Source organism: Mesorhizobium sp. M0293, from assembly GCF_040321735.1.
In the GTDB taxonomy this organism is placed as follows: Bacteria; Pseudomonadota; Alphaproteobacteria; order Rhizobiales; family Rhizobiaceae; genus Mesorhizobium.
Map to the genome: position 1 here is coordinate 1 of NZ_JAMYSA010000052.1, position 15,526 is coordinate 15,526.

A 15,526-nucleotide genomic window follows, 5' to 3' on the forward strand; every position below is an offset into this window, starting at 1 on the left:
GGCCGATGACAGCGCCGATGTCGAGACCGTTTCGGCAGCACCTCCACCCAAGGCGAGAAACCTGAAGCCGGCAGCGGCCGCCAAAGCCAGCGACCTCCCGGGCATCGCCATCGTGGCGCCGGAGAACGCGCAGCGCGCCGAAATTCCGCAGATTGCCGACGAGCAGGCTCCGGAGCCGGAACAGGACACGCCGGAGACGATCATCGCGGCATTGCCGGCACGCAGCATTCCGTTGCCTGATTTCGCACCGCGGCCGAAAGCCGATGTCGGCGCCCAGCCGCCTGAGAACGTTCCTTTTGCGATGGCGGATGCGACAGCCACCACCGAGCAGGCCGTGGCGACAGCACATGCGCCGGCGACCGTTCCTTTCGGCATGGCCGATGCGACGGCTTCGGCTGATCCGGCCCAAATTGCCGTCAACAACGTACCGCTGCCGACTTGGCGCCCCGAAACTTCGCTGCCGGCCGCTCTGGCTGCGCCGCCCAGCAAGGATGTGCTGATGGCGCTGGCCGATACGGCTGAGCACGGCAAGACCGCCACCGATGCGTTCTCGGTGCTGCCGACGGCGCGCCCCGAGATGGCCAGGCCGGACGCTGTCAAGGCCGTGCTCGACGAGGCCAATGCCCAGGTCGGCGCGGCCGACGAATATCAGATTGCTTCCTTGTCCGAGTCCGAGCCGCGTTCGGCGTTCAACGATCCGTCGGGCACTGATGCCGCATCGCCGCGCGACGCTGTCGTTGCCCGCCCGGCCGGCTCCGATCCGGCCGCCGCGATCGGCGCCGGCGTGAAGACGACCCGCAAGGAATCGAGGGCTACGGCCCGTGACCTGAAGCCAGGCCCCAAGGCGATGGTGGTTGCCGCAGCACCTCAGGCCGCCCGCTGGGCGCTGACCAGTGGTGAGAATGTCGCCGCTGTTTCAAGTTCCACGACGGCGCCGGGCTACGCCTACAATATCGTGCACACGCCGCCGAGCGAGGTCTACACGGCCGGCTTCCAGCCAGGCAACGATGTGGCCGATGCCAACCGCTTCACCGGCAACGCGGTCAAGTTCCTGTCGGTCGCACGCTTCCAGACGAAGTAACGGACCAATCAATCGACGAAGCCGCGCCGGGCAACCAGCGCGGCTTTTTGTTGCGCGGCGAGGCGCTGCCACACTGCGACGCAAGTCGGCCGGGTTATTTCATGTCGCGAGGCCTTATTTCGCGAGCTTGCTCGCCGCGCGCGCCAGGGCTTCGATCTCGTCCCATTTGCCAGCCTTGACCAAATCGTCCGGCGCCACCCAGGAGCCGCCGACGCAGACGACGTTGGGCAGGCTGAGATAATCGGCCGCGTTCTTGCCGGTGATGCCGCCGGTCGGGCAGAATTTCACATCGGCCAGCGGCGAGGCGAAGGCCTTCAACGAAGCGATGCCGCCCGACTGCTCGGCCGGGAAGAATTTCAAGAAACGCAAGCCGGCTTCCCGCGCCGCCATGATCTCGCCTGGCGTGATGGCGCCGGGCAGCAGCGGAACATCGCTGTCGGCGGCTGCCGCCAGAAGCTCGCGGGTGATGCCGGGGCTGACGATGAATCGCGAGCCTGCGCTCGCTGCCTCTTCGAACTGCCTGATATCGAGAATGGTGCCGGCGCCAACGACGGCTTCCTCGACCTCACCAGCCACCCGCCGGATCGCTTCCAGTGCATCGGCGGTCCTCAGCGTAATCTCGATTGCCGGCAGGCCGCCGCGTGCCAGGGCGCGTGCCAGCGGCACGGCGTCGGCGACATCGGAGATCTTCAGCACCGGGATGACCGGCTGGCCGTTGAGGAGCGACAGGAGGTTTTCGGTCTTGCTGGGCATCTGTCTCTCCGTATCCTAGTGCATGTCGCCCAAAAGTGACCCGGGTTTGGGAAACGACATGCATAAACAAAGACCTAAAGCGCATCGCATGAATTCGTTTCGGCGCGACGGGCTTTAGGACAATTCAACCGATTAGCAGACGGGTGTTTTTCTGTCCATGAAACGAAGCGTGTCGCGATGTCACGCGCAGTCGACGCTTGCCGGGATTCCGGCTCTGCCTTGAATCGGCTTGCGTGAGCGTTTAGTGGCTTCGGCAATGATATCACTTCTGCCCTTTCGCGTCGCCGCGCTCTACCAGTTTGCCCGGCTCGACGCCTTCGAGGAACTGCGCGCGCCGCTCGCTGCGTTCTGTTGTGGGCGCGGCATCAAGGGCACGCTGCTTCTGGCGCATGAAGGCATCAACGGCACCGTCGCCGGCAGTGAAACGGCGATTGCCGAACTGATCGAGTATCTCGAAGCCGTCGAAGGACTCGCCGGCCTCAAGGTCAAATACAGCGTAGCCGCGGAAATGCCGTTCCATCGCATGAAGGTGCGGCTGAAGCGCGAGATCGTCACCATGGGTGTCGCGGATATCGATCCGGCGACGAGCGCTGGCACCTATGTCGCGCCTGCCGACTGGAACGCGCTGATTTCCGAGCCCGATACGATCGTTATCGACACCCGCAATGCCTATGAGGTCTCGATCGGCACCTTCAAAGGCGCGGTCGACCCCGCCACCGCCAGCTTTCGCGAGTTCCCGGCCTGGGTGGAAGCGCATCGGGCGGAATTGGAAGGCCGCAAGGTCGCGATGTTCTGCACTGGCGGCATACGCTGCGAAAAGGCGACCGCCTACGTCAAATCGCTCGGCTTCGAGGACGTGTTCCACCTCAAGGGCGGCATCCTCAAATACCTCGAGGAGGTTCCGTCCGAACAGAGCCTGTGGCAAGGCGAGTGCTTCGTCTTCGACGAACGGGTTTCGGTGTCGCACGGCCTCGCCGAGGGCGAGGCGGAACTCTGCCGCGCCTGCCGCCATCCGCTGACGCCGAGCGACCTGACATCGCCCAGATTTGCCGCCGGTGTTTCGTGCCCGCATTGCTTCGATGCGCGTTCAAACGAGGACCGCCAGCGTTATGCCGAGCGTCAGCGGCAGGTCGAGCTTGCGCGGGCGCGGGGCAGGGATCCGCACATCGGATCTTAGGTTGGCGCTGTTATCGACAGCTCCGGCAAAGCGACGGTTTGTCATTGTAATGCAAGGGTTCGGGACCTACGTCTTCGACGTTCGAAACCTGCCCGTTCGGCCGGGCAAATCCTGGAGGCATTGAATGTTCGATCCCAAGAAGCTTCTCGACGATCTGCTCGGTTCGCAAATCCCCGGCACCAGCGGCACCGTTCGCGACAAGGCGGGTCAGGCTGTGCAGATGGCCAAGGACAATCCGCTGGCTGCCGGCGCGCTCGCTGCAGTGCTGCTCGGAACCGGTGCTGGCCGCCAGGTGACGGGCACCGCAGTGAAGCTCGGTGGATTGGCCGCGATCGGCGGCCTCGCCTACAAGGCCTACCAGAACTACAAGGCCGGCAATGCACCGGCCGAGGCGCCGGCCACCGAGCCGGAACTGCTGCCGCCGCCCAAGGACACCGCGTTCCACCCGTCGCAGGCACCGCAAGGCGAGGATGAATTCACCCTGACCCTGGTGCGGGCAATGATCTCGGCAGCAAAGGCCGACGGCCGTATCGACGATGACGAGCGCCAGAAGATCGCCGGCAAGTTGAGCCTTTCGGGAATTGGCTCCGATGCCGAAAAATTCCTGATGGCGGAGCTGGCGAGCCCGCTCGACCTCGATGCGCTGGTGGCCGGCGCAAAGACCGATGAGCAGAAGCTCGAACTCTACACCGCATCGCGCCTGACCATCGATCCCGACACACGCGCCGAGCGCGGCTACCTCGACCTGCTGGCCGGCCGGCTTGGCCTGCCGGATGCGCTGGTCGATCATGTCGAGGCGACGGTTTCGGCAGCCAAGGTGCCGGCCAAGGCCGGAACTTCACCCAATCCGCGCTGGTAGGCCAAAACGGCACAGGCGGCCTGTTTTGCGTTAACCTTTCGTTAACCCAGCAAGCGCATCATTCTAACCAGTCGGATCGGCTTTCCTCCTCCCAAGCCCGGTTCAGATCAGGGCGGTCGCCAATGACCGCCCTTTTTGTCGGCACGATCTGCTCGCCTGAGCATGATCTCCAGCAAAATCGGATCCCAATTTCGGATCATGCTTTGTGCTTCGGCTTGCCATCGCCGCCGTCATTTGCGATGCCTTTGCTTCTTGCGCAAACCCGGAAAATAGTGCGAGCGCGCGTCATTGCCGGAGGACAACAGCCATGATCGTAAAAAGAACCGCCATCGTCACCGGCGCCGGCACCGGCATCGGCAAGAGCGTCGCCACGGCGCTGCTCAAGGCCGGCTGGAACACGGTGTTCTGCGGGCGCCGCAAGTCGGTGCTGGATGCCGCGGTCGCCGAAGTTGGCCGCACCGATGCCAAGGCATTGGCGGTTGCCTGCGATATCAGCAGGCCCAGTGAGGTCGATGATCTGTTCGAGACGGTGGCGGGGGCCTTCGGCCGCGTCGACCTGCTCTTCAACAATGCCGGCATGGGCTACAAATCGACGCTGATCGACGAGATCCCGATCGAGGTGTGGAACGATATCGTCGGCGTCAATCTCACCGGTTCGTTCCTGTGCGCCCGCGCCGCCTTTGGCGCCATGCGCAAGCAGCGGCCGATGGGCGGCCGCATCATCAACAATGGCTCGGTGTCGGCCTACGCGCCGCGGCCAGGCTCGGTGCCTTATACCGCGACCAAGCATGCCATCACGGGGCTGACCAAGACGCTGGCGCTGGACGGAAGGCCCTATGACATTGCCTGCGGCCAGATCGACATAGGCAATGCACTGACCGACATGGCGCAGCCGATGACGGTCGGCGTGCCGCAGGCCAATGGCTTGATCGCCGCCGAGCCTGTGATGGACGTTCAGCGCGTTGCCGACGCCGTCGTCCACATGGCCAGCCTGCCGCCCGACGCCAACGTGCTGTTCATGACGGTGATGGCGACCAAGATGCCGTTTGTGGGACGTGGTTAGTTAGTTCCCGGCCAACGGCCCGCCGGGCAGGTAGAGCGCGACGGGACGGATCTCGTAGACGGCGGTTGGATTGACGCGGCGAAAGTCGCGCGCGATGGCGATCACATCGTCGCGCGTCGCGCAGTCGACGACATAGAGACCGAGAAGCTGTTCCTTGGTCTCGGCGAATGGCCCGTCAATGACGGTTCCCTCGCCTGGCCCGCGCAAGGTGAAGGCGGATTGTGTCGCCCCAAGCCGCGCCGAAGGTCCGAGGCTGCCGTCGGCGTAGAGCCCATCATGTATCTTGAGCAGTTCGGCCATCAGAGCGGCATCTTCCTGCGGCGTCAGTGCCTTGATCGCGTCTTCCACGTGATAGGCAAGGATTGCGTAGAACATCTGATGTCACCTCTGTCTTGTCGTGAACGGCCAAGGACGTTTCGGATGGCTCATTTCGCCAGGAACGCTCCGATCCGCTCCAGCGCGCGCAAAATGTTCTCCTCGGAATTGGCGTAGGAGAGCCTGATATAGCCTTCGCCGAGAATGCCGAAATCGGGGCCGCCGATCAGTGCCACGCCGGCCTCGTCGAGCAGCGCCGAGGCGAGCTTCTTTGCTTTCCAGCCGGTCTTCGAGACGTTTGGGAAGGCATAGAACGCGCCCTTGGGCGTGATGCAGGAAATGTTGGGCAGGGCGTTCAATCCCTCGACAACGATCTTCCGGCGGCGGTCGAAGGCACGCATCATCTTGTCGACGTCGTCCTGCGGGCCGTCGATGGCCGCGATGCAGGCAAACTGGCTCGGCGCGTTGACGCAGGACCAGCAATTGACCGCCAGCTTGCGCACCTTGTCGTAGAGATGGGCGCCCTTGTCGCCATTCGGCCAGATCGACCAGCCCATGCGCCAGCCGGTCATCGCCCAGGTCTTCGACCAGCCATTGAGCACGATCAGCCGGTCGCGGATCTCGGGAAAGCCAAGCAGGGAGCAATGCGTCTCGCCATCATAGGTCATGACGTCGTAGATCTCGTCGGAGAGGATGGCGACGTGCGGATGCGCCTCCAGCCCCTTGACCAGTTTCTCGATCTCGGCGCGCGGGGTGACGCCGCCGGTCGGGTTGGCCGGCGAGTTGAGGATCAACAGCCTGGTTTTCGAGGTGATCAGCGCCAGCGTCTCCTCGGCGGAGAAGGCAAAGCCGTTTTCCTCGCGCATCGGCACTGGAATAGGTGCTGCACCGGTGAACTCGATCATAGAGCGATAGATCGGAAAGCCGGGATCGGGATAGAGGATCTCGGCGCCAGGTTCGCCGAACATCAGGATCGCGGCGAACATGGTGGGCTTGCCGCCGGGCAGGATCATCACCGTCTCGGGCGACACCTCGACGCCAGTAGTGGTCAGCGTGCGCCGCACCACCGCCTCGCGCGTCGCCAACAGGCCATTGGCCGGCGTGTAGCCGTGGTGGCCGTCGCGCAGCGCCTTGATCGCCGCCTCGACGATGTGCTGCGGCGTCTTGAAGTCGGGCTGGCCGATGCCGAGATTGACGATGTCGCGGCCCTGTTGGGCAAGCGCTGTGGCCCTCGCGAGCACGGCAAAGGCGTTTTCTTCGCCGAGACGGTCGAAGGCCGAAATCGTGTGGAGCATTTTTCCCGTCCGTGTGGTTCTTGCTGTTGGGTCGCGTTTTTGTGAGCCTCGGGCCGCAAAAGTCAAACGGATTGGAGTTCTTGGTGTCGGAAAATCTCAAAGACTGGCAACCGCGCCCGCGGCCCGAGCGCAAGGTCATCGACGGCCGGTACGTCCAGCTTGAGCCGCTGAGTGCCGCAAAACACGGCGACGGTCTCTATGAAGCGTCCTCCGTATCCGATGTCGACGGCCGCTTCGCCTGGCTGCCCGACTATCCGCCGGAGACCCGTGCCGCCTTCCAGCCATGGCTGGACAAGGTCGAGGCCAGCGAGGATCCGCTGTTCTTCACCGTCATCGACAAGGCCAGCGGCAAGGTCGCCGGACGCCAGACGCTGATGCGCATCGATCCGGCCTACGGCGTCATCGAGATAGGCAACATCTATTGGGGGCCACTCATCTCGCGCAAGCCGGGAGCGACCGAAGCGCAGTTCCTGTTCATGAAATACATCTTCGACGAGCTTGGCTATCGCCGCTACGAATGGAAATGCAACAACCGCAACGAGCCATCGAAGCGGGCGGCAGAACGGTTCGGCTTCAAGTTCGAAGGCATTTTCCGCCAGCATCTCATCGTCAAGGGTGAAAACCGCGACACGGCATGGTATTCGATCATCGACAAGGAGTGGCCGGCCTTGCGCAAGGCCTATGAGGCGTGGCTCGATCCGGCCAATTTCGATGGCGACGGCCAGCAGAAGCGACGGCTCGAGGATTTTCGCGCGCAGTTTGGGGCGTGAGATCAGGCGCGTAACGGAGTTGCCATTGGCCCACACCCACGATCATAGCGGGCATGATCACATTGGGCACGATCATGGGCCCGGTCATGTACATGGTTCGACCGACAAGAAACGCGTGCTTATCGCGGCCTGCCTGACCGGCGGCTTCATGGTCGCCGAAGCGCTTGGCGGCATCCTCACCGGGTCGCTGGCGCTGCTGGCCGATGCCGGCCACATGCTCGCCGATGCGATCGCGCTCGGCCTTGCCTGGTATGCGTTTCATCTTGCGGGGCGTCCGGCGACCGTTCGCCTCACCTACGGCTTCGGCCGGATCAAGACGCTGGTGGCCTATACAAACGGCGTTGCCATCTTCGTCATCGCGCTGTGGATCGTCTACGAGGCCTGGGGGCGCCTGCAGGCGCCGGCACCGGTGCTTGGCGGGCCGATGCTGGTGGTGGCGATCCTCGGCCTGCTGGTCAATATCGGTTCGTTCTTCGTGCTGCATGGCGGCGATCGCGAGAACCTGAACATGCGCGGCGCCATCCTGCATGTGCTGGGCGACCTGCTCGGCTCGGCCGCGGCCATCGCTGCCGCGCTGGTCATCCTGGCGACAGGCTGGACGCCGATCGACCCGATCCTGTCGGTCCTGGTTGCGCTGCTGATCCTCTACACGGCATGGTCGCTGATGCGTGAAGCCGCCCATGTCCTGCTCGAGGGCGTGCCGCCAAGCCTCGATCGCGATCTCATCGCCAGGGATATCGAGGCGACGATCCAGGGCGTGCGCGAAGTGCATCACATGCATGTCTGGTCGCTCGACGGGACCAGCAACATGGCGACGCTGCATGCCTGCCTCGATGAGGGCGTCGATGCCTATCAGGCGGTCAGCGCCGTCAAGAAGCGGCTTGCCAGCGAGCACGGCATCAGCCATGCCACCGTGGAACCGGAATTCGGACAGTGCGCCGACGATAGCCACGGCCACGACCACCGGCATGAAGCGGCCGCGCATCACGACCACCATCACTAGGACCGATCGATTGGTCCTGCCTCAGGAGTTCCAAACCTTGAAAACCAGCTTGATGAACGCCCACTGCCCGGACGCGGCGTGATGGATCGCGACACCAGAAATGCGGCCATCGCAGCGGTGTGGATCATGCTTCTGTTCGGCATCGGCGCCTACTATCTGCCGACCGTAATGTTGGCTCTTGGCAGCCTTTCGACCGTGCTGGCCGGCGCCTTTGGCATCGTCTTCGTGCTGGCGTTCTTCTCGGTGTTCTGGCTGCGGGCCCGCAACCAGCGCAAAAACCAGGGTAAATAGGCAAGGGATTTTCGACATGCGCATTCTGATCACCGGCGCCGCGGGTATGGTCGGCCGCAAGCTCATCGCCCGGCTGGCCAAGGACGGCACGTTGCGCGGCGGCAAGATCATCGCGCTCGACCTGCACGATATCGTGCCGCCGCAGGCACCTAGCATGAACGGGGTCAGCATCACCCTCCACACCGGCGATCTTGCCGAGGCGGGTGCCACTGAACGCCTGGTCGCATCGCGCCCCGATATCGTCTTCCATCTCGCCGGCATCGTGTCGGGTGAGGCGGAGGCGAATTTCGAACTCGGCTACCGCGTCAATCTCGACGGCACGCGCGCGCTGTTCGATGCCATTCGCCTGGCGGGCTTTGCACCGCGCGTCGTCTTCACCTCGTCGATCGCGGTATTCGGCGCGCCGTTCCCGGATGTCATACCGGACGAATTCCATCCGACGCCGCTGACCTCCTACGGCACCCAGAAGCAGATGAGCGAAGCGCTGCTGGCCGACTATACCAGGCGCGGTTTCTTCGACGGCATCGGCATCAGGCTGCCGACCATCTGCGTGCGGCCAGGCAAGCCGAACAAAGCTGCGTCGGGCTTCTTCTCCGGCATCATCCGCGAGCCCTTGAGCGGCCACGAGGCGATCCTGCCGGTGCCGCGCTCCGTCGTGCACACCCACGCCAGCCCGCGTTCGGCGGTCAATTTCCTGATCCATGCGGCGGAGATCGATGGCGCCGCTGTCGGGCCGCGCCGCAATCTGACGATGCCCGGCGTAGCCGTCACCGTTGGCGAGCAGATCGAGGCGCTGGAACGCATCGCCGGGCCGAAGGTGGCAAGCCTGATCCGCGAGGAGCCGGACGAGACGATCTGGGCGATCGTCAAGGGCTGGCCGACCCGGTTCGAGGCGCGGCGGTCGAGGGAACTCGGCTTTGTCGCCGAAAAGAGTTTCGATGAGATCATCCGCGCTCACATCGAGGATGAACTCGGCGGCAAGATCGCGAGTTAAACCTGCAGCACTACGGTGGGGAAAATCACCCGCCTGATGCCAGGCTCGCCGACAAAAGCAACAGTCCGAACAGGAACACGAAGGCGGCGCCGCCGATCTCGACGATCGAGTGGATGCGGTTGCCCATGCGGCCGTCGCCGGCGAAATAGACCGCCCAGTTCTTGGCGGTCACCGCGAGTGTGGCCAGAGCCGAGACGGTGATCGCGGTGCCCAGCGACATCGCCAGCACCGACAGCAGGCCGCCGAGCCAGAGTCCGTTGAGCAGGGCAAAGCTGAGCACGATCAGCGCGCCGGAGCAGGGACGGATGCCAACCGCCGCCACCGCCGACCATGCCGTGCGCCAATCGAAGCGATCGCCCGACAGCAACGCCGGATCGGGTGCATGCGAATGGCCGCAGGTGTCGCAGACCTCGCCTGCCGCGTGATCGTGGTGCGCATGATCGTGTGCGCCGTGATCATGGCCGTGCGCACCATGGTCGTGATGATCGTGCGAATGGCTAGGCGCATGGTCGTGATCGTCATGCACCTGCAGCGCATGCGAATGGGCATGCGCCGAATGGCTGTGAGCGGCATGCGAATGACCGGCATGCGAATGGCCACCATGAGAATGTCCGGCGTGCGCTGCCGACAGGCTGTAGGGTGGGCCTTTGCCAAACAGGCGCAGGACGGCAGGGCCGAGCTTGCGCCACAGCAACCAGGCGCCAAACAGCGTGACGAAGACAAAGCTCATGATCTCCATGAACCAGGCCGCGTCTGTCATCGACACGGAGGTGCCGCGCAGGACGAAATAGGCGACCCCCATCACCGCGACCGCCGTGAGGCCCTGCAGCAGCGCCGAGACGAAGGACAACAGAATGCCGCGCCGCAGCGCCACTTCGTTGGCGACCATGTAGGACGAGATCACCGCCTTGCCGTGGCCCGGGCCGGCGGCGTGGAAGATGCCGTAGGCGAAGGACAGGCCGACGAGTATCCAAATCTTGCTGCCGTCCTGGCGCATCGCCTTCATTGCCGTTGCCAGCGCGCGATAGAATTCCTGCTGCCGCAGATTGATCCACATCAGGAGGTGGGCGAAGGGGCCGGTGGTGGGCGCCATGCCGTCATTGACGCCGATGCCGAGCGAACTCTGGGCATGGGCGGCGTTGGCAAAATGCATCATGGCGACAGTGAGGGCCAACAGGCCGAATGCCAAACGCAGGGACGGTTTCGTCACCGGCTTCATCCTTCTGGCTGACAGGTCAGTTCGAGCTTGGTGGCGAAGATCTTGCTCATGTCGGTGCCGGTCGGATCGTTGAAGAAGGCATCGGTGAGTGTCTTCTGGTTTTCCTTGATTGCCTCGTCCGGGTCCGGACGGATCACCTTGCTGGTGCAATTCGACGGCAGGCCTTCAACCGTGATGTTGGAATCTTCGGTGAAGTCGATCGCCGTGTAGAAGGTCGGATCGTAGACGCCGATATCGATCTTGCCGTTGAGCTTGATCGGCACCTTCGGCTCGGATTCGAACAGGATGATCAGCTGGTCGTTGTCGAAATTGGCCATCAGATGCGGCGGTGGCGTCATCGCCACGTCCTTGCCGTCGACTGTGACGAGCTGGAAGTAATTGAACTCGGCCAGCGAGGCATGGACGGTGTCGGCGACCTCCTTCAACTCCTTGTCGTCGAGCTTCAGGTCGGAGTTCTTGTCGAACTCCATCATCACCGTCGAGGAAAACAGATCGTCGAAGCGCCAGAGGTGACGCAGGGCTTTCACACTTTGGTGATCCGGGGAGAGGATCACATCGAGGCGGGCTTCGGCGAAGACGTGCGGGTGCACCTCAGCCGGTCCGGTGGCGGCGAATGTCGCCGCCAAGGCCGAAGCCAGCATGATAGCGTGCCGTTTCAGGTGCATTCTCGGTCGCGATTCCATTGGCCTCGGAGAGATGTCGAGAGTTATCAGAAAGGGGGCGAAATTGGGACCGGACGCGGCCGAAGTGGGTCAGGCAACCTCACGCGTCCTGAACCACTGCACCAGGAAGTCGACGAAAACGCGTACCTTGGCCGGCAGATAGCGGCGGTGCGGGTAGACGGCGAAGATGCCGCCGCCCGATAGGATGCGGTCATCCATCACCGCCACCAGCTGGCCGCTGGCGAGGTCGGGCGCGGCAATGAAATCCGGCAAGACGGTGAACCCCAATCCGGCCACGGCCGCGGCTCGCGCCGTCATCGGACTGTTGACCTCGACTGGACCCGACACCGAAACGCTCACCGGATCACCATTATCGCCCTTGAACGGCCAGTTGTTCAGGCCGCGGCCATTGGTGTCGACGATGCAGGGCATGCGGCTGAGATCCTGCGGCCGTGTCGGCATGCCATGCTTGGCTATCAGTTCCGGGGAGCCGCATAGCTTTATCGAAAACGGCGCCAGCCGCCTGGCGATCAGCGACGAGTTCTCCAGCCGCGAGATGCGCACCGCGAGGTCGAAGCCTTCCTCGACCAGATCGACGAAGCGGTCGTCGAGCTGGATGTCGAGCACGATGTCGGGATGCTGCTTGGCGAAATCGATCAGCGACTGGCCGATCGGTGCATCGGCGAAGGTGCGCGGCGCCGACAGCTTGATCCGGCCGCGCACGTCGCCGGAGGATTCGCGCACGGCGTCGGCCAGGCTGTCGACCTCGCGCACGATCTCCGAGGCGCGCCGGTAATAGGTGTGGCCGGCCTCGGTCATCGAGAACTGGCGCGTGGTGCGGTTGAGCAGCAGCGCACCGAGCTCGTCCTCCAGTTCGCGCACATATTTCGACAGCAATGCCTTGGAGCGGCCGATCTTGCGTGCCGCCGCCGAAAAGCCCTCGGCCTCGACCACGTCGATGAAGGCACGCATGCGGGTCAGTGTGTCCATGGTCAGGCCTTTCGTGCGGCGTCGAGAAGTTTCCGGCCGAGCCGTATCAGGGCAATGTCGCTGCCGGAAGGGCCAAGCAGCGACAGGCCGAACGGGGCGCCGGCGACCGAGCCGATGGGCAAGGTGATCTGTGGAAAGCCGGACAGGCCGGCCAGGCACAGAAGCTGGAGCGCCCGTTCGCGATAGGCCTGGAACTGCTCCGTCGTACTGTCCACGTATGGCGCCGGGCCCGGAACCGTAGGCAGGACAAGGAACCCGTCCTTGCCGAGCATGGCACTCAGTTCGCCGCGAAACGTCAGCCGGCGCGCCTTCTCGGCCTCCGCTGTCTTGTCGTCGACGGCACGGCCAAAGCCGAAGCGTTCTTCAACGCCGGGACCGAGGTGGCGCTCGCCACTGGTGATCCATTCGCCATGCACCGCCCAGGCCTCCCTGGCCTGCAGCCGGCGAAAGCACCAGTAGAGTTCATCGGGAGACGAGGTGAAGCGCACTGCCGGCGTCGCCGGCGTGCTGAAGACCGCACTCGCCAGCGCCTTCATTCCGGCATATTCGGCCAGCGCCGGGCGGGCGACCATCCCGTCCAGCCATTCCAGCGCCAACGGCCGGTCCAGTGTATGCTGGTGCGGGTCGCGGCCGAGCAGCAGCTTGCCGACGGTCTCATAGGTCTCGATGTCGTCGGCGAACCAGCCGAACGTGTCGAAGCTCGGCGCCAGCTTCATCGTGCCATCGAGCGAAATGCGCCCATGTGTGGTGCGCAGCCCGATCAGGCCGCAAAAGCTCGCTGGCGCGCGGATCGAGCCGCCGGTGTCGGAGCCGGTGGCGATCTCGGCCAGCCTGCCCGCCACCGCCGCCGCCGACCCTGATGACGAGCCGCCGGTGACGCGGTCGGGCGCTGCCGGGTTCACCGGAAACGAAAAATGCGCATTCTGGCCGAACAGCGCGAAGGCAAGCTCGTCGGTCTGGGTCTTGCCGACGAAGCGTGCACCGGCATCGAGAATCATCTGCACGGCCGGTGCCGTGCGCGAGGCGGCGTGGCTGTCAGTGAATTTCTGCAAGTTGCCGCAGCCGGTGCGGTAGCCGGCGACGTCGTAGATGTCCTTGACTGCCAGCCGCAGGCCGGCCAGCGGGCCCAGCTCGGCATGTGCGACCGGCATCTGGCGAAGATCGAGAAAGGCGTTGAGAGGGCCGTGCGTGCCTGTCATCGTTCGATATCCGGATACGGTTGCCGCAACATCGTTCGATGCCAGAAATTTTACAACCTGGGATACGATTTTTATTGATTGTGATGGCAACCAGCCATATATCGCGCTTGCCCAAAGTCGCACGTGCCTGTGGGTGTCCGCCGATCCTCGAATGGTGAGGGAAATCGGTAAGGTAACTGGAGCCAACCCCTCCAGTCGGTTTAGCGGCCAACCGCCAGACCGAGGACACCTTGAAGCAACGACGGTGCGGGCCTTTCTGGTTCTCTGCCGGTTGTCCAAAGACCGGGGTTACTGAAGAGGCACACCTTCATTGCCGGCAGTGCGGACGGGTCTCCCATCCAAGCCAAGGCAGACAAAGCGAACCGAGGCCGGGCAAGGCCAAGGTTCACCGCCGCGAGACGGCGCTTCATGGTTCCGGGGTCTCCACCGGCTGGTTCCATGGATTTCCGTCCCGCCTTTGTCCACCGCGTGTTCGCGAGGCTGACAGCCCGCGTCCGCAGCCTTATTGCGCGCCGAAAGGCGCTGATGGAGAGACCCGATGGCTACCCAGCGCATCCTTGACTTCCTCGCCACCCGACGCCCGTCCGGCCCCTGCCTCGTCGTCGACCTCGATGTCGTGCGCGACAATTTCCGCGCCTTCGAGAAGGCGCTGCCCGATTCGAAAATCTACTATGCGGTGAAAGCGAACCCGGCGCCGGAAATCCTGCGCCTGCTTGCTGCGATGGGCTCGTCCTTCGACACCGCTTCCGTTGCCGAAGTCGAGATGGCGATGGACGCCGGTGCGCCGGCGGACCGCATCTCCTTCGGCAACACCATCAAGAAGGAGCGTGACATCGCACGCGCCTATCAGCTCGGCATCCGCCTGTTCGCTGTCGATTGCGTCGAAGAGGTCGAGAAGATCGCCCGCGTCGCTCCCGGCGCGCGCGTGTTCTGCCGCGTGCTGACTGATGGCGAGGGCGCCGAGTGGCCGCTGTCGCGCAAGTTCGGCTGCGTGCCGGCGATGGCCGTCGACGTGCTGCGCCACGCCAAGGGGCTCGGCCTCGACGCCTATGGCGTGTCGTTCCATGTCGGCTCGCAGCAGACCGACCTGACCGCCTGGGACCGTGCGCTGGCCGACGCCAAGGTGGTGTTCGCGACGCTCGCCGAGGAAGGCATCGTCTTGAAGATGGTCAATATGGGCGGCGGTTTCCCGACGCGCTACCTGCGTGACGTGCCGGCCGCCCAAGCCTATGGCCAGGCGATCTTCTCGGCGTTGCGCAAGCATTTCGGCAATGCCATCCCGGAAACCATCATCGAGCCGGGCCGTGGCATGGTCGGCAATGCCGGCGTCATCAAGTCGGAAGTCGTGCTGATCTCGAAGAAGGCCGCCAACGACAATGTGCGCTGGGTGTTCCTCGACATCGGCAAGTTCGGCGGCCTGGCCGAGACGATGGACGAGGCGATCCGCTACCCGATAGTCACCCCGCATGACGGCACGGAGACCGCGCCCTGCGTGCTCGCCGGCCCGACCTGCGATTCGGCCGACGTGATGTACGAGAAGACGCCGTATCCGCTGCCTTTGTCGCTGACGATCGGCGACGAGGTGCTGATCGAAGGCACCGGCGCCTACACGACCACCTACTCGGCGGTCGCCTTCAACGGCTTCGAGCCTCTCCGATCCTACGTGATCTGACGGTTCGAGAGAACCGGTCAGATCATCCCAGGTGGGCGCCTGTCGTCCATCCGGGCTCGCCTGTGGAACAGATCTCCGCTCGCTAGGGATTGCGGAAATGGACATTGCAAATTTCATCGTTGATGGCGCCGCACACTGGCCGCTCTCCCCCCTCGAGGGGGAGATAGCCGCGAAGCGGCCAGA

15 protein-coding genes and 1 pseudogene are annotated in these 15,526 nt (G+C 64.0%); 9 read left to right on the top strand and 7 right to left on the bottom strand.

Annotation, left to right across the window (positions count from 1 at the left end; all coding sequences use genetic code 11):
• Nucleotides 1–1,081 (top strand): annotated as a pseudogene (locus NKJ06_RS19920) (DUF882 domain-containing protein); the annotation flags it as partial.
• Nucleotides 1,082–1,195: 114 nt separating this feature from the next.
• On the opposite strand, the gene NKJ06_RS19925 reads toward NKJ06_RS19920, so the two are convergent.
• Nucleotides 1,196–1,834, bottom strand: a complete 639-nt coding sequence (locus NKJ06_RS19925) for a 2-dehydro-3-deoxy-phosphogluconate aldolase (RefSeq protein WP_352632622.1) — start codon at nt 1,832–1,834, stop codon at nt 1,196–1,198.
• Between the two features lie 256 nt (nt 1,835–2,090).
• On the opposite strand from NKJ06_RS19925, the gene trhO reads away from it, so the two are divergent.
• The 3 genes from trhO to NKJ06_RS19940 all read left to right on the top strand — a co-directional run bounded on the left by trhO (nt 2,091) and on the right by NKJ06_RS19940 (nt 4,933).
• A complete protein-coding gene (trhO, locus tag NKJ06_RS19930; protein ID WP_352632623.1) occupies nt 2,091–3,011 on the top strand; it encodes an oxygen-dependent tRNA uridine(34) hydroxylase TrhO in 921 nt (306 codons plus the stop codon).
• A gap of 124 nt (nt 3,012–3,135) precedes the next feature.
• Nucleotides 3,136–3,870 (top strand): tellurite resistance TerB family protein, encoded by a 735-nt coding sequence (locus NKJ06_RS19935; RefSeq protein ID WP_352810446.1) that lies wholly within the window; start codon nt 3,136–3,138, stop codon nt 3,868–3,870.
• A 307-nt stretch (nt 3,871–4,177) separates the two neighbouring features.
• A complete protein-coding gene (locus NKJ06_RS19940) occupies nt 4,178–4,933 on the top strand; it encodes an SDR family oxidoreductase (RefSeq protein ID WP_352810447.1) in 756 nt (251 codons plus the stop codon).
• Here NKJ06_RS19940 and NKJ06_RS19945 read toward each other — a convergent pair whose 3' ends face one another.
• Both NKJ06_RS19945 and NKJ06_RS19950 read right to left on the bottom strand, forming a co-directional pair.
• On the bottom strand, nt 4,934–5,308 hold the full coding sequence (locus NKJ06_RS19945; protein WP_352632626.1) for a YciI family protein: 375 nt from the start codon (nt 5,306–5,308) through the stop codon (nt 4,934–4,936).
• Nucleotides 5,309–5,358: 50 nt separating this feature from the next.
• Complete coding sequence (locus NKJ06_RS19950; protein WP_352632627.1) at nt 5,359–6,543, bottom strand: pyridoxal phosphate-dependent aminotransferase; 1,185 nt, start codon at nt 6,541–6,543, stop codon at nt 5,359–5,361.
• 83 nt (nt 6,544–6,626) lie between these two features.
• On the opposite strand from NKJ06_RS19950, the gene NKJ06_RS19955 reads away from it, so the two are divergent.
• The 4 genes from NKJ06_RS19955 to denD all read left to right on the top strand — a co-directional run bounded on the left by NKJ06_RS19955 (nt 6,627) and on the right by denD (nt 9,601).
• A complete protein-coding gene (locus NKJ06_RS19955) occupies nt 6,627–7,313 on the top strand; it encodes a GNAT family N-acetyltransferase (protein WP_352632628.1) in 687 nt (228 codons plus the stop codon).
• Nucleotides 7,314–7,338: 25 nt separating this feature from the next.
• A complete protein-coding gene (locus NKJ06_RS19960; protein WP_352632629.1) occupies nt 7,339–8,316 on the top strand; it encodes a cation diffusion facilitator family transporter in 978 nt (325 codons plus the stop codon).
• 78 nt (nt 8,317–8,394) lie between these two features.
• Entirely contained in the window at nt 8,395–8,607 is a 213-nt protein-coding gene (locus NKJ06_RS19965; RefSeq protein WP_352632630.1) for a hypothetical protein, read from the top strand.
• Nucleotides 8,608–8,623: 16 nt separating this feature from the next.
• Entirely contained in the window at nt 8,624–9,601 is a 978-nt protein-coding gene (denD, locus tag NKJ06_RS19970) for a D-erythronate dehydrogenase (RefSeq protein ID WP_352632631.1), read from the top strand.
• 25 nt (nt 9,602–9,626) lie between these two features.
• Here denD and NKJ06_RS19975 read toward each other — a convergent pair whose 3' ends face one another.
• The 4 genes from NKJ06_RS19975 to NKJ06_RS19990 form a co-directional block, all read right to left on the bottom strand.
• Entirely contained in the window at nt 9,627–10,820 is a 1,194-nt protein-coding gene (locus NKJ06_RS19975) for a nickel/cobalt transporter (protein WP_352632632.1), read from the bottom strand.
• A complete protein-coding gene (locus NKJ06_RS19980; RefSeq protein WP_109659327.1) occupies nt 10,817–11,485 on the bottom strand; it encodes a DUF1007 family protein in 669 nt (222 codons plus the stop codon). The genes NKJ06_RS19975 and NKJ06_RS19980 overlap by 4 nt, the downstream gene beginning before the upstream one ends.
• Before the next feature lie 87 nt (nt 11,486–11,572).
• A complete protein-coding gene (locus NKJ06_RS19985; RefSeq protein ID WP_352632633.1) occupies nt 11,573–12,472 on the bottom strand; it encodes a LysR family transcriptional regulator in 900 nt (299 codons plus the stop codon).
• 2 nt (nt 12,473–12,474) lie between these two features.
• Nucleotides 12,475–13,671 carry an amidase gene (locus NKJ06_RS19990; protein ID WP_352632634.1) on the bottom strand — a complete coding sequence of 399 codons (1,197 nt, stop codon included), beginning with the start codon at nt 13,669–13,671 and terminating at the stop codon, nt 12,475–12,477.
• A 538-nt stretch (nt 13,672–14,209) separates the two neighbouring features.
• On the opposite strand from NKJ06_RS19990, the gene odc2 reads away from it, so the two are divergent.
• A complete protein-coding gene (gene odc2, locus NKJ06_RS19995) occupies nt 14,210–15,343 on the top strand; it encodes an ornithine/lysine decarboxylase (protein ID WP_352632635.1) in 1,134 nt (377 codons plus the stop codon).
• Nucleotides 15,344–15,526 lie beyond the last annotated feature (183 nt).